Source organism: Bacteroidota bacterium (assembly GCA_041658205.1).
Lineage (GTDB): Bacteria > Bacteroidota > Ignavibacteria > UBA10030 > UBA8401 > UBA8401.
The window spans coordinates 241528-256525 of the sequence record JBBAAO010000003.1 but is presented as its reverse complement, the minus strand read 5'-3'; the positions used below and the strand labels follow the sequence as shown (position 1 = coordinate 256525).

General features: G+C 40.3%; 11 protein-coding genes. 5 read left to right on the top strand and 6 right to left on the bottom strand.

Annotated elements, in window-relative coordinates:
* Position 1 precedes the first annotated feature (1 nt).
* Both WDA22_16170 and WDA22_16165 read right to left on the bottom strand, forming a co-directional pair.
* Positions 2–2974, bottom strand: coding sequence for an amylo-alpha-1,6-glucosidase (locus tag WDA22_16170; protein MFA5835014.1), 2973 nt, complete (start codon positions 2972–2974; stop codon positions 2–4).
* 20 nt (positions 2975–2994) lie between these two features.
* Complete coding sequence (locus WDA22_16165) at positions 2995–4113, bottom strand: glycerate kinase (GenBank protein ID MFA5835013.1); 1119 nt, start codon at positions 4111–4113, stop codon at positions 2995–2997.
* Positions 4114–4333: 220 nt separating this feature from the next.
* Here WDA22_16165 and WDA22_16160 point away from each other — a divergent pair, with 220 nt between their 5' ends.
* Together WDA22_16160 and WDA22_16155 are read left to right on the top strand one after the other, a co-directional pair.
* Positions 4334–5833 carry a hypothetical protein gene (locus WDA22_16160; GenBank protein MFA5835012.1) on the top strand — a complete coding sequence of 500 codons (1500 nt, stop codon included), beginning with the start codon at positions 4334–4336 and terminating at the stop codon, positions 5831–5833.
* Between the two features lie 2 nt (positions 5834–5835).
* Positions 5836–6384: a hypothetical protein gene (locus tag WDA22_16155; protein ID MFA5835011.1), complete on the top strand. Its 549-nt coding sequence runs from the start codon at positions 5836–5838 to the stop codon at positions 6382–6384.
* 8 nt (positions 6385–6392) lie between these two features.
* Here the strand turns inward: WDA22_16155 and WDA22_16150 are convergent, their stop codons facing one another.
* The 3 genes from WDA22_16150 to WDA22_16140 form a co-directional block, all read right to left on the bottom strand.
* Positions 6393–8021, bottom strand: a complete 1629-nt coding sequence (locus WDA22_16150) for a potassium/proton antiporter (GenBank protein ID MFA5835010.1) — start codon at positions 8019–8021, stop codon at positions 6393–6395.
* A 159-nt stretch (positions 8022–8180) separates the two neighbouring features.
* Positions 8181–8612 (bottom strand): DUF1761 domain-containing protein, encoded by a 432-nt coding sequence (locus tag WDA22_16145; GenBank protein MFA5835009.1) that lies wholly within the window; start codon positions 8610–8612, stop codon positions 8181–8183.
* Positions 8613–8700: 88 nt separating this feature from the next.
* On the bottom strand, positions 8701–9291 hold the full coding sequence (locus WDA22_16140; protein ID MFA5835008.1) for a hypothetical protein: 591 nt from the start codon (positions 9289–9291) through the stop codon (positions 8701–8703).
* 145 nt (positions 9292–9436) lie between these two features.
* On the opposite strand from WDA22_16140, the gene eno reads away from it, so the two are divergent.
* Positions 9437–10726, top strand: a complete 1290-nt coding sequence (gene eno, locus WDA22_16135; protein ID MFA5835007.1) for a phosphopyruvate hydratase — start codon at positions 9437–9439, stop codon at positions 10724–10726.
* 60 nt (positions 10727–10786) lie between these two features.
* On the opposite strand, the gene WDA22_16130 is transcribed toward eno, so the two are convergent.
* Positions 10787–11893 carry a hypothetical protein gene (locus tag WDA22_16130; GenBank protein MFA5835006.1) on the bottom strand — a complete coding sequence of 369 codons (1107 nt, stop codon included), beginning with the start codon at positions 11891–11893 and terminating at the stop codon, positions 10787–10789.
* Between the two features lie 200 nt (positions 11894–12093).
* Here WDA22_16130 and WDA22_16125 point away from each other — a divergent pair, with 200 nt between their 5' ends.
* A complete protein-coding gene (locus WDA22_16125; protein MFA5835005.1) occupies positions 12094–13494 on the top strand; it encodes a phosphoglucomutase/phosphomannomutase family protein in 1401 nt (466 codons plus the stop codon).
* A 115-nt stretch (positions 13495–13609) separates the two neighbouring features.
* Positions 13610–14938 carry a DUF4921 family protein gene (locus WDA22_16120; protein ID MFA5835004.1) on the top strand — a complete coding sequence of 443 codons (1329 nt, stop codon included), beginning with the start codon at positions 13610–13612 and terminating at the stop codon, positions 14936–14938.
* Positions 14939–14998: the final 60 nt, after the last annotated feature.

Below are 14998 nucleotides of genomic sequence, written 5' to 3'. Positions count from 1 at the left end.
ATTAGTGTACGATCATAACATCATAAACGTTTGAATCGTTCGTATTATTTTTGCCGCCACCCTGCCATTCGCTTACCTGTTGTTTAACAGTGCGAAACTCTCCGATTCCTGCTCCTCCGTGATCATCTTGCGCGCCGACAAGAATGGTGATGTTCCATCCCGTGTTTGGCACACCAAGATACTCAAGGGGGAGAGCAAACTCAATCGATCTATTACGAATATTACCTAGTGGATTTTTTGCATCCTCTCTTTTTGGGATATATTCGCACAATATCTTGCTATTTTCATCAATTACTCTCACCCCGCCACCGACAAGGATCTTTTTATCAAATACTCGCGAAGAATCCAGCAGATAATCTGAATTCACACCGACCATTTTTTGCTTTCCAGTTCCGGAATTAATTGTGATAGCAGCAAATGTCAATTGATATCCATATTCCGGATGCCAACCCGGGTCGTAAAGATTAGAAAAGATAAGTGTGCAGTAGAGATTTTTTTCGTCATACCGAAATGTAGCATTCGTAATATCCAAAATGCCTTTTTTAAAATGCTGGCTTGTCGGATATTGATATGTTCCGGTTGAACCGGCATCATCTTCAACAGAATCAGATTGTTCAAAGAGTAGGTGAGCTGATGGATTTGTCTGTTTTATCTGTTCATGTGTTAATAAGGGATGCGAAGGACCCCGGAGCACCGGGAATGATCGATCAAACTCGGGTTGTGCAAGGGTAATATCTTTGAAATATTTTTTGTCGGAAAAATTTCTCAAAAAAATCTTAGGGTTATTTTTTTCTTCAAGAAGTTTCTTCTTTCCATGAAATACTTTTAGGAGTAATGGTGAATGTTCTATGGTTAACGCCTGATCGGGCAGGAGATCGACCGGTGCAATCACCGCGTCGCCATTTTCATATACCCATATATAATTGATTCCAAATTGATTTTTAAGATTTTTTGGAACAATCTTCACCGTAATTTGTTCTTTAACACGTCGATATGTAATAAGGATCGATCCTGAACCAATGCGTTGTTCAAACTCAACAGCATCAATCTCTTTCGGCAGTTTGGGTTGAATACGGATGACGTTTGAGGGGATGTCGACACTCACGCCAAAGTAATCTTGATAGATTGACCGAATAAATTCCGCCAAACTCCACGCCTGTGAATATGTCCCGGAAAGTTTTGGTTCAGCGAATTGAACTGGTTGTTCGGCTGCACCGTTGAGCTCACCTTTGTCGTCAATTCGTCGTGGATGTGCATCCAGCAATTCCGAAAGAGCGCCGACTGTTCCGCGGTTGAGCATCTGGCGTACGGAATTTTTTGTGATTGGGAAAATAATATCTTGAAGATCATATCGTGTTGCAGCATACGTTGTAATACCATTAAGCCATGTCCAAATAATTCCATTATGATATGCGGCATCTTTTACATAATAGGGTGGGTATTCATGAAACGGATGAAAGTTTGAATCTGATTGTGCAAGCGTTGCGGTGCCATGTTCGTACACCAATTTGTTGATCACCGTTCGGACAGTATTTTGTCGGACATCTTCCGGGATCATCATATCCACAGCAAAAAGCTGATTGGGACGAAGTTCTGTTGAAGGGGAATTGTTGGAATTTAAGTGATCATACATCAAATTATTTTTTGCATCGACGAAATATCTTCCAAAATTATGTTCCAATTTGTCTGCAAGATTTTTCCAGCGTGCTGCATTCTGAAAATCATTAAAATATTCTGCGCAAAATACACCGATCATTAGTTGCTGATGCCACAGTGCCTGAATATCACATGCACGATTGCCGCGGGGAGACCATGGTCCGTTAGGGCCGACTGCATCCATCCAGCTTTCGGCGTCGGCATGTGTGAGAAATCCGAGTGAATCGCAGTGAAATTTCTGTGTGCCTTCAATAGATCGGACAATGATGGGATACATTTCTTTGATGAATTCTACGTCGCCTGAATATTTGACGTATTCGTAAAGTGATTTTACAAACCATGGTGCACCGTCAGCAGTGTTATAGATAACCGATTGCGGAGTGGCCAAATTCGGAATGCGTCCATAATAAGTACTCGTTGTATCACGTTCTTGAAACGCAGCATACGATCGAAGAACATCGCGCGCATCAGCAAAATTTCCAATCACATACGTTGCACCCGGAAGAGAAATAAACGAATCACGCCCCCAATAATTATTGAACCACGGCAATCCTGCAAAGATACCTTTTGTCCGTTCTCCGCCGGTTGACTGATTCATGATGAGTGCATCAATCTGAAGTTTTGCCCACGCTATGGCTGTTGTCAGATCTTTATCATTGGTTTTTACAGGGGAAAGAGAAAGGAGTCTTTGCATTCGCGTTTTTCTCTGGGTTTTGAATTGTTCAGATTGGTTTGCGGCGGTTTGCGCAACTGTTTGTAATTGAGCGGCATTTCTCCCGGCAGCGATGGCAAACACAACAATATTACGCTTTAATTGTCGTGCTACAACAATATCTGTCGGAACGATTTCAGAAGCGGAATTAGACCTTTTCCAATGCTGAAATGGTGAAGTCGATAATGAATCGATAACGAAATTATCAGTCGGTTGAACGGTAATCTGTGCAAATGGATTACTCACTTCAATCAATAAAACATTAATACTATCAAGAAAAGTAATTGTCTCGTTTGTCCCATCGGAATATGTACGTATCAATTGATGAGGAAATACGACCGATCGCGCTGTTGTCCGATCGAGCGAAGTATTTTTTATAGAAAGAGAATAATCGTGGAATATTTTTTCTGCATTGATAAACCATCCCTGCCATCCGCCGGAATTTAATCCATTCACTTCACCATGATATGTTCCTGCTTCTTTATTGGTGAAAACATATTGTCGGTCAATTGTCGTAATGGATATTCCCAGATCGTCGATTGATTGAGAATGCAAGAGAGTAGATGCAGAGAGGAAAGTTAAAGACAAAAGAAAAATATTTTTCATAGAGTATGCATCCTAACTTCTTATTGATGAAAATTATGATGATAGACGGCATCAGCAAGAAGCCAGCTTGCGTCGCGCATCGCTTCTTGTGTGGATAGTTCAGCAGGAGAGATTTCTGTGAGAGAAGCTAAGCCAAGCAAAGATTGCAGCTCTTCGATATTTCCGTTCACCCTGCCGACAAACGCATGAACCGGTTTGTTCATTAATTTTGCTCTCCGAACGATTCCAGAAATCCCTTTCCCAAACAGAGTTTGACTATCGAGTGTTCCTTCCGTAGTAATAACATGTTCACACATTGAAAGTTTTTCGTCAAAACCGATAGTATTCATAACATGCTCAATTCCGGAAACACTCTGGGCGTCACAAAATGTCATTAATCCGTAACCAAGACCTCCCGCAGCACCACTGCCGGGAATATTGGAATAATCTTTATGTAAGTCTCGTTGAACAACATCCGAAAAGTTTTTTAATGCAGATTCCATATATGGAAGCTGCTCTTCGGAAGCTCCTTTTTGTCTAGCAAACGTGTGAGTTGCTCCGGTATTTCCAAGCAATGTGTTTTGTACATCGGATAATATTGTGATTGGGCAGTGTTGTTTCGTTGTATCTTTCGTTTCAATCTGATGTAATTGAAGCAGCGCGATACTCCCTTCCTTCAATTGTTCACCATGCTGATCCAAGAAATCTAATCCAAGCGCTCTTGCCATCCCTCCACCACCATCGTTTGTTGCTGATCCTCCAAGACCTATCCAAATTTCTTTACACAATCGTGAACGTGAAGCAAGTATCAATTCCCCAATTCCCCGCGTGGTTGATTGAGCAATTGTTTCTGGCGATGGTGTAAGAAGATGGAGTCCGATTGCCTCGGCAGACTCAATAACAGCAATATTGTCTTTTGTAATTCCATACCGCACTTTCACTCTTATTGGATGAATTGGTCCGGTCACTTCTTGTTCGTAGATCGTACCTCCCAACGCATTCATGATACAATCCAGCGTCCCATTCCCCCCGTCAGCAATAGGAGATGATTCGACTTCGGCATCAGGATATTTTCTTCGAATAGTTTTGGAAAGGATAGTAGCAATCTTTTGTGCAGAAAGCGCCCCCTTCATTGCATTTGGTGCAAGCAAAATTTTCATGATGTAATATGGAAACAAAATAAAAAGATTCAAAACACGAAATACGCAAGGGTAATTTTTTTGATTTAGTAGTAGCGATCAAGTCTATTGTAAAAAGGAGTCGCAGCTCTTTGTTAAGGGAAATTCTAAAATTTATATATCAGTTTTCTTTTTGAAGAATCTGTATATTTCCATACGCTCATTTCCTCAGACATTACGTTTCTATCCTATCGGAGGATTTATGAAATATTCTTACGTATTTACACTAATATTCATTCTCTCCGTATTAGCATTTTCCCAAGTTGAAGAAAATATTCTCGAAGCACAAAAGGATGCAATTGTTACTCTTTCTTCGTCGAAAGGATTCTCTCCCAATGTGCTCAATGAATATCTGAGGCAAAAATTCGGAAAATTATTACCGGATCTTTTACGAAGAGAAGCTGCTGAAGTCATACGCTTATTTCAATCCGACAATCCACCATCACCAAGCAACGCACTCTTGCCGCCACAATCGTCGCCGATAATATCGACACCGCAAAAAACTTCGCTTTTAAAAGAAAATGATCAAACTCCGATTCTTGCTCAATTTTTAGAAGCAGGAATGTCAAAACGTTTTCATCTTGTGGACGGAAATATCATGCAGGGCACGATTCTGAAAATTGAAGAAGGAATCTGTCATTTGGAAACACAGGAAGGAATATTGAAAATCCCGACGGTAGATATTTTAGAAGAGACAGCGGAAATTTATAAACGGGATGAAAGTAAATATGTCGGTCCGGTGATTAAGGAGACGATAGAATCAATTTCGATCCGTTCAAAATACGGCGATGTTGTGATCAATAAAAAAGAGATTCGAGATATGAACCGTTATCATGGCGGGAAAATGGTTCCGTGGGCGGAAGAAAAGAAACGGTTCTATCGCAGTCAGGTTTCGTTGACCGATATTTTTCTTGATGCAACAGCTTTTCCTCTTGAAGCCAATGCAATGTATATCAGCGGGCTTTCCATCGGATTTGGTTTTACGGAACAGTTTATGGTACGCACATCATTTGGAAATAATTTTAACGGCGATTTGAATTTAAAACCAATGTGGCAATTTTATCATGATCATTCCGCTACGCAGCGGACCGGAATGGCGGTTGGTTTGGATCTTTATAGCCGCCACGAAATGGCAACTGTGCTTGCAAATTACACTCGGTATGTACAAAAAAAATCATCAAATAAATTATTGACTGATCCGTCTCTTGCGTTCGTTTCCGTTGATCAGGTGATCAAACCAGATTACAAAACAGCATTTTATGCCGAAGCATATCTGGTGTATTCAAAACTCTGGTCACTTGAAAGCGGCAGAGGAGAAATGGGATACCATGTTGGAATTAAAACGAATACGCTTCCGTTTGTAAAAGAAAGTCTGCTTGATACAGCGTATCGATGGACAACGGAAAATCTTAACGACGTTCCATTCAGAATTTGGGGTGCATTCGAATATGATTTGACGAAGAATCTAAAATTTGCTGCAACGGTATGGGTGGATAATGGATATCGTTATCGAACATTGACTGAAGTGCGGCGCGATTATCTTTCGGATTCAACTCCATTCACACTGGATGCAAAAGAAGGAGAATATCGAATAGTCGATTTTGACTTTGGATTCCTGTATGCAGTCAATGACAGTTTCCGGTTTGGAGTCCATTTTAAGGAAGCGTATTTCGTCTTCTTTTGGAGAATATTAGAGTTATAAAGATGTTTACGTCCATTGCATATAGAAGTATTTTAGTTGTCGCACTCTGTTTTCTTTTACAAGGGTGCGCTGTACATTTTGACGCAATCAATGCATCTGTTCCGGTGATGATGAATGCAAAAAATGTATCGTCATACAAACTAGTCACACATTTTTCTCTTCACCAGGATGTTCAGTTCCTGTTTCTGCCGAGATTATTTGGGGGAGCAAAACCGGATATTAATGCAATGATTGAAAATCAATTGCGATTAACTCCCGGCGATGCAATAATCAATGTTCGTATTCACGGAGATACTGAGGTCGGAGATTTTTTGCTTCCGATTGTTATTGGCACCGCAGGTGCTTTTGTGTTCCCACCCATGTCTATTTTTATCTATGAGCCGTTCTTCTACGATCTGAAATCGTATACGGTTGAAGGGGACATTATCAGATATGATATTCTCCAACAGTTTCAAGCAAAGCCGTTGTTAAAAATCGATCCCATGACCGGGTTGCCAGTTGAAGAACAGAAGAAAGAGTTTGATCCAGAAACCGGCTTACCGAAGAAATAAAGGGATTACTATTTTTGTTGGTGGTGATGAATTTTGGAAATAATAGAACGGATCAATGATAAATTCTGCTTGTTGATCAATACTAATAAAGTATCTCCTGCTTCAATGCGAGTCCCTCCGCTCGGAACAACAAATTCGTCGTTTCTGCCGATCAATACAACAAGGCTGTCGTGCGGCAATCCTAACTCCACAATTGATTTTCCGGCAATTTCTGCATCATAAGGGACGATGAGATCAACCAATTGTGTTTCAGAATTTTCGTTCCCTGCAAATTCAATAGGATAGTGACTATTTTTCTCTGGTGGTGCAATCAAATTCAGCCATCTTGCCACAACAGAAAGGGACCAGCCTTGTATAATCGCCGACGAGAAAACAATAAAAAAGACAATATTAAAATATAGCACTGCCCCTTCAATTCCTGCCAAGAGTGGAAATGTTGCTAAAATGACAGGTACAGCTCCGCGCAATCCAACCCACGAAAGGAAAATCTTTTCTTTCAGTGAATAAGAAGAAAACATAAGAGAAGAAAACACACCTATTGGCCGTGCAATAACAATTAAAACAAGTGAAATGATAATTCCGGAAGGAATGATAGGGATCATATGGCTTGGAAAGACCAATAGTCCAAGGGTGAGAAACATTGCAATTTGTCCTAGCCAACTTAATCCATCAAAAAATCGTAACAAGCTTTTTTTCTGAACAAAGTCACTGTTCCCGACAAATAATCCTGCAAGATAAACGGCAAGAAATCCGCTTCCGTTCACTATTGTTGTTGCTGAATAGACAAATCCTACAAAAGCGAGGGCAAAAACCGGATATATTCCCTCGTATGAAAACCGTAATCGATTCAATATCAGTGTCATTGCTTTGGCGAATCCGTACCCAAACGCTGCTCCGATAATCATTTGGTAGAAGAACAGCATTACAATATCGACTACTGTCGTTTCGGCGTTGGTGAGTAACTGTAATGTTCCTATGGTCAAAAAGACAGCCATGGGATCATTGCTGCCGGACTCAAGCTCCAGCATTGGTTTAAGATTTCCTTTTAAAGATACATTCTTTGAACGAAGAACAGAAAACACCGCCGCTGCGTCCGTGGAAGAAACGATTGCACCCAACAACATTCCTTGTAAAAAAGAGAAATGGAGAATAATCATTGCTGCAATAGCAATGATTATTGCCGTTACCAGTACTCCGAATGTTGATAGTATCGATGCATCGCGGAGAATCGGTTTGATATCATTCCATTTCGTTTCAAGTCCGCCGGCAAACAAGATTAAGATGAGTGCTATGATGCCGATTGATTGTGCTAAACGGGCATCATCAAAGTAAAGTCCACCAGGACCATCGGAGCCTGCAAGCATTCCAATGCCAAGAAATAATAATAATGTTGGGACTCCGAGATTGTCCGAAAATTTTGCTATTGCAATGCTGAGCAAGATGAGCGAACATCCCGCAATAAGTATGTATTCAATTGACATCATTACCAGTAAGGTAGAAAAATTGAGAATACTTGCAAGGGATTGAAAATAAAAAACCTTCCCAAATTGTATATTATCTTGAAGTATCTCAAAAGTGAAACTATTGCCATCCTGAGCGAAGCGAAGGATCTGAGTAAGCCACAGAATTTTTTTCAAAAAAATGTGCAACGAAAAACCTGAATGTAAATTCAGATTCTTAATCCCGATATCCTTCGCTCAGGATTGCATCAGGATTCAGAATGATTGTGCCTTTGTGTTTTAGAGATGGTTTCTAGAAAGGTGTTATGGCAAATAATCGGATTGGCGTTTCAAAAATTAATTTGCGGCTGTTTCTTTCTTTTGCATTTTCACAAGAATAATGCCTCCAACAATCATCCCAATCAGCCAGTAACCGGAATCAATAAGTGTCAACCCAATCGATTTTGATTGGAATGAATTGCTGACATACATGGACATTGCAACAAAACCCAACCAGTTCCAAAATGCTGCCTGGGCTGCACCTTTTATATCCTTTACTTGGAACGCATGATGCACATGACACTGAACGTAGAACATAATGAAATAGGCAATTACAGATCCACCATATAAGATTGCCATATCTTTTCCTGTCATCGTTTGTGCCATTTCTTGTGTTATTCCTGTATATGCCATCCATTGAGTTGAAAATATTCCATACCATACTGCACCGATAATCCACATGGCAATAGCTGCTGCACCAACAGCAACGTAATTGATTTTTACTTCCATGAATCCTCCTTGGAGAGTGAATAAAATCGTTTGGTTTGCAGTGGCGAAGCTCTTCACGTTCAAACCTTAACGCAACGTTCTTTGTATGTCATTTCATCTGTTCAAGTTTCTTCAGCTCCATTGAGTTCAGAATCATCTGTAAAATGCCAGCATCAGAAAAACCATTGCCATTGGCATTCACAAGAAACCGGTCACCAACCACCAATTGTAATCCGCATGATTTGGAATATTCCTCTGAGTGAGATTTTTCTATCCCTTTGTATCCGTTAAATGTTGTGCTCTTTTCATAGCCATCGTCGGTTTCATTTTCGAACGTTGTTTCTGCCAACATGCGTAACGATGCAAACATTCCTTCGCCCATTCCTATATAATCTATAATCTCTATTGTTGCGGTCCATGTAACATCAACGTCAACCGAGTCTTGTTTTCCATCATCTGTTGTTTGTAACTGCTTTTCTTTTTTTAAAGTGGTAAAATCAACCGATGCATTTGAGGTTGAAATTCCGGAACTAGAAACAGTTTGCCCTTTTGGTTTTTCTCGTTTAAATCCTTCGGGTGCTTTAACCGGAAGTATTTTTTGCAACTCTTTGAAATGAATTATTTTTGATAATGACGGTGTTTGTGCAGATGTAATTGTGAAACAGCAGAGCGTAATGATGCAGAGTAAAAATTTTAGCATAAAAATTCCTTCCGATATATTGTGCAAACCTACACTTTCTTCAAATGACATTCAAGGAATAATTCACTTTCCTTTCTTCTGATTTTTGCCGAAATTCATTCATCATTACTAACAAAATCACTCAAAAAATGGAATTGGAGTATATATGTCTATAATTACGGATGTTTGGGCGCGCGAAATTCTTGATTCTCGCGGCAACCCAACAGTAGAAGCAGAAGTAGAACTTGAAGATGGTACAATCGGTCGCGCGGCAGTGCCGAGCGGTGCGTCCACCGGTGAACACGAAGCTGTTGAATTGCGGGACGACGATAAAAATCGATACCTTGGAAGAGGAGTGCTGAAAGCTGTCGAAAATGTTAACAATATCATTGCGGAAGAATTAACCGGATTTGATGCACAAGATCAGGTTGGTATTGATAAGATGATGTTGGAATTAGACGGCACGCCGAATAAATCCAAACTTGGTGCAAACGCACTGTTGGCCGTTTCGTTGGCAACGGCAAAGGCAGCCGCAAATTATTTTAATGTTCCTCTCTATCGATATATCGGCGGAACAAATGCGAAAATCCTTCCGACGCCGATGATGAATATCATCAATGGTGGCAGGCATGCAGACAACAATGTAGATTTTCAAGAGTTCATGGTCGTTCCCGCCAATGCACCAACCTTTGCTGAAGCACTCAGAATGGGAACGGAAGTATTCCACTCTCTAAAAGGTGTCTTAAAGAAAAAAGGATATAATACCGCTGTTGGTGACGAAGGCGGATTTGCTCCGAGCCTAAAATCAAACGAAGAAGCGTTAGAAGTAATTATGGAAGCCATCGCAAAAGCAGGGTACAAGGCTGGGGAAGATATTTTTATTGCACTCGATCCTGCTGCAAGTGAAATGTATCAAAGTGATGGATCATATCTTTTCTACAAATCGACACAGGAAAAAATTTCTGCTGAACAAATGGTTGCATACTGGAAAAAATGGGTAGACAATTATCCGATCATTTCATTGGAAGACGGTATGGCTGAAAATGATTGGAAGGGGTGGAAATTGCTTACCGATACTATTGGCAGTAAAGTACAACTTGTCGGAGATGATTTGTTTGTCACGAACACCGAATTTCTTGCGAAGGGAATCGCTCAAGGTGTTGCAAATTCAATCTTGGTAAAAGTAAATCAGATCGGGACATTAACCGAAACACTCGATGCTATTGAAATGGCAAAGCGTGCGCACTACACAGCTGTTATCAGCCATCGTTCCGGCGAAACGGAAGATGCAACAATTGCGGATATTGCCGTAGCAACAAATGCCGGACAGATTAAAACAGGTAGTGCAAGCAGAACAGATCGCATTGCAAAATACAATCAATTATTGCGGATCGAAGAGGAGTTGGACACAAACAGCATTTATGCAGGGTTAAGTGCCTTTAACGTGAAACGATAATCCGAACTGTTGCAGTAAGCAAAGCAATGCCGCGCTTTAAAATATTGAAGCGCGGCATTGTTATTTTTTACTGAAGCCAAAACCGATAGGGAATTCTGAAAAAGTCACCCCAAGGATAAAACCATCCCACTCACCAACAGCAAGATAAATCCCCGGAGAAAATCCTCCGATAGAAATTACGCCGGGATAAATATTGATCTGCATGTTGTACAATCCTGGTCCAGTGAACAGCACCGATGTCATTAATGAACTATTCTTATCCCAAAAGAAACCTACCGTTCCATCCATCTGCGGATCAATCTTGCGAAATCCCCGTAAGCGGCCTTCACGTAATTTATTGATAACCCTTCCGCTCCCGACAGTGAAAGAATTTTGCGAATCATACGCGTAGCTTGCACCGAACATGGTATAGACACCGTAATAAAAGAAAGGAGACCAGTTCCCAAGTATCGAATAATTTTTCCGAACGTAATATTGCTGACCCGCATTTTGAAGATATCCCGTTACCGGTTCGAGAATTGGTTGGGGGGACCATTCGTTGATTGGAAGTGTTTCAGAAAAAAAACGTTTTCCCCATTCAGTACTGAAGATAGCAATACCGGCAATATTGAACATGTAGATATCTGCGACAAGATCAACATTTATACCTCGATATCCTTCTGCTTCAATCACTTCATTCATTACTTGATACGCTGTCGTCATCAATCCTGACCAGAGATAGGGATACGAGACGTTATGATATTCAAGGTATTCACCAAATTTCGCATAATGCATTCCGTTGCCAATGGTATGACCGCCGATGTTTGGAAGAAATTCTGCATGTTTTACACCTATGGTAAAATTGAAAATCTCTTGTTGAACGAATTCATTTACGCCAAATTTTCTAATATTCCCGATCGGGTCTTTAAGATTTCTCCATACATGGGCGACGTCTCCTTCGTAATCCCATTTGAAAATATTCTTATTATGGCCCCCATTGCGCAGCATATCAAATCCACCATTTAGGAAAATATTAACAGGATGAATCTGAGATTCCGAGCCGAATGCATTTTCAGGGTGATAAAAATAGAATCGTTTTTCTTCAGAATTTTGCCCAAAAAGGGATACCGAAAGAAAAAGTAGAAAGATTAGATTGTATTGATGGGTGATTTTCGTTCTTTTTTCCACATTCAAAATTTAGTATATTTTGCTTAAGAACAAAGAATTTTTATTTGGCGTTCTCAAATAAATGAGAAAAATTGAAAGCGAATGAACATTGTTTCAATTTTGTTTTGAAAGAAAGAACTACTGTACGAATGTCTTGAAATAATTTCACGAAATTAATCAATCTATTTACTTATCATTAATCTCACAATCTTACTATAACTATGGCTCACATCAAATTCGGAACGGACGGTTGGCGCGGAGTGATTGCAGATGATTTTACATTTGCAGGTGTTCAAAAAGTTTCTCTTGCAACAGGGCTTTATTTTTCAAAACACAAGAATGCTAAAAATGGTGTTGTCATCGGATATGATGCGCGGTTCTTATCAAAAGAATTCGCCCATTGTGCGGCACAAGTCATTGCTTCTGCCGGTGTAAAAGTATTGTTGGCAGATAAAATTTCTGCTACACAAATGGTGTCATTAGGCGTTGTTAAGAAAAAAGCGGCTGGTGGAATTGTTATTACGGCAAGCCACAATCCCGCGAAGTATAATGGATTTAAGATCAAAGGAGATTATGGCGGACCTGCGCACCCTGAAATGATTACGGAAGTTGAGAAGGAACTTGCGCCTTTGCAGGAACTGACAGTATTGCCGATCGAGATAAAATCATTTGATGAGTTAGTAAAAGCAAAAATGATTCAATTTATCGATCTCACAAAAATATATGTTGCCGACCTTCAAACGAAAATTGAGTTTGATCTCATCAAATCAGTAAAACTGAAAATTATGCACGATGCAATGCATGGCGCCGGAATGGGGATTCCTGAATTATTGCTGCCAAAAATCGGGACGATCCGCAGCGATTATAATCCTTCATTCGGGACAACAAACCCTGAACCGCTTCCTCAAAATACCGAAGAGCTAAGTATGGAAGTTCGGGCCGGAAAATATCATTTCGGTTTTGCAACGGACGGTGATGCCGATAGAATTGGTGCTGTGGATGAAAAAGGAAATTTTGTCGATTCACATCGTATCTTTGCGATTTTGTTGAAGTATCTTATGGAACGGAAACATTATCGCGGTGCTGTGGCCAAATCGTTATCGGTGACAGATCTTATTACAAAAATGTGCGAACATTATAACGTCCGTTTGTATGAGACAGCTGTTGGTTTTAAACATCTTTGCCGATTGATGACTGAAAAGGATATCATTATTGCCGGTGAAGAAAGCGGTGGAATCGCTGTGAAAGGTCATTTACCTGAACGAGATGGAATTTTCATCGGATTTTTGTTAGCAGAGGTAATGGCTGTGCGCCGAATGAAACTGAGCCAGTTAGTAAAAGAATTATTTGATGAATTTGGTGAACATCACTTCGGTCGGATCGATGCACATTTGACAGATGTGCAAAAAGAAAAAGTAATGAAGTATTTCCAAAGTAAACCAAAGAGAGTCGGATCGTTTGATATTATTAAATACGATTTGACAGATGGAATAAAGTTAGTGACCAAAGATGGCTGGATTCTTGTCCGTGCATCTGGTACGGAACCGATTATTCGGTTCTATGCTGAAGCAAGCACGCCCAAGAGGGTCCAACAAATGCTGAAGGTAGTAACAAAGCTATAGAGTTAATCCAGCCTTGTATAAACCATGTTTGTATGATGCTGTCGTATTTCCAAGGGTGCTGGTTTATCATTCGTGTTTGAAATCGTGATTCAAACACGGAAGAAAGGAAACCCTTATGTTCCCTCGCAATTACAATACATATTACAATGTAATGCCGGATGGGACTGTAAAGCAGATCAATCCATTTACCGGTACTGAAGTATGGGCTGTGCCTGGCCGTGGAAACAAACCCCTCACAAATCAACACCAAGTAGCATCTAATCCTATCCAAAAAAAAGAAAATGAAGATTATTGCAGTTTCTGCAAAGCACGGTATTTTGATGTCCCGCCGGAAAAAGCGCGTCTTGTAAAAATTAACGGTCGATACGAAACACTGTTCCATCTTTCCCCAGATCAATATGACACCACGGTTGCAGAATTTCGACGGACGGGAAATCTATTTGAAATAGTTACAATCGATTATTGGAAAAAAAATTATGGTTACAAACTGAATGCCGATCTAACCTCCTGGCGTGACTATTATGTCAGCCACCCACATGGCGCCATGCATATTGATAATATTATTCATTATAAACTCGTTCAATCGGGAAAGACGCCTGACGAGATTCTGAAGAAAGAGGCGTTCGATAAGTTACGGATGCTGGATGCATTCTTTGGCGGATGTCATGAATTGATTATTGCGAAAAATCATTTTATTGACAATGCGACAAACGATAATCAATTACGATCTTCGGGAGAGATGAACATTGAAGAACATTTTCAATACTTCAAGTTTACAATTGATGCAATGAAAAATATGTTGAGTTATAATAGATATATACGGTATATCTCCATCTTCCAAAATTGGCTTAAGCCGGCTGGCGCATCATTCGATCATTTGCATAAACAGATTTGTGGATTGGATGAATGGGGTGCATCCATCAGCGGGCAAATACAATTGGTTCAGCAGGAACCGAATGTCTTCAACGAGTTAGGTGTGAACCTTTCGGCGCAATATAATCTTCTGTTTGCGGAGAACGACACCGCCGTCGCTTGTATTGGTATCGGCCATCGCCATCCAACGATTAAAATTTATTCCAAATCCTTTTTTGCCCGTCCGCACGAACATTCGGAGGAAGAGATTCGCGGTGTAAGTAATATGGTGCATGCATGTCATGCCGCATTAGGTTCTCACTTGTCCTGCAACGAAGAATGGTATTATACGCCAGTTGATGCGGTGTATAAAATGCCTTGGCATATTCTGTTAAGACTAAGGGTGAATGTACCAGCTGGTTTTGAAGGTGGGACGGGTATTTATATCAACCCAATGACTCCAGTCGATCTTCGCGATAAGATTGTTCCTCAATTATATCAGTTACGTAATGAAGGAAAGATTGCCCGAATGTCTTTAGCAGAAGAATGTCACATCGTTCCAAATCCTCTTAAATATTATCTCAAATCTTGATCAATAGTAAAGGTTTACATTTGATCCTTTCTTTTCAGCACTTCACGCTGTATTATTTAT

Coding starts and splice junctions, on each gene's coding strand:
- WDA22_16140 (MFA5835008.1), bottom strand. CDS start 9,291: ATGCTAAAATTTTTACTCTGCATCATTACGCTCTGCTGTTTCACAATT.
- WDA22_16155 (MFA5835011.1), top strand. CDS start 5,836: ATGTTTACGTCCATTGCATATAGAAGTATTTTAGTTGTCGCACTCTGT.
- WDA22_16120 (MFA5835004.1), top strand. CDS start 13,610: ATGTTCCCTCGCAATTACAATACATATTACAATGTAATGCCGGATGGG.
- WDA22_16170 (MFA5835014.1), bottom strand. CDS start 2,974: ATGAAAAATATTTTTCTTTTGTCTTTAACTTTCCTCTCTGCATCTACT.
- WDA22_16160 (MFA5835012.1), top strand. CDS start 4,334: ATGAAATATTCTTACGTATTTACACTAATATTCATTCTCTCCGTATTA.
- eno (MFA5835007.1), top strand. CDS start 9,437: ATGTCTATAATTACGGATGTTTGGGCGCGCGAAATTCTTGATTCTCGC.
- WDA22_16165 (MFA5835013.1), bottom strand. CDS start 4,113: ATGAAAATTTTGCTTGCACCAAATGCAATGAAGGGGGCGCTTTCTGCA.
- WDA22_16125 (MFA5835005.1), top strand. CDS start 12,094: ATGGCTCACATCAAATTCGGAACGGACGGTTGGCGCGGAGTGATTGCA.
- WDA22_16145 (MFA5835009.1), bottom strand. CDS start 8,612: ATGGAAGTAAAAATCAATTACGTTGCTGTTGGTGCAGCAGCTATTGCC.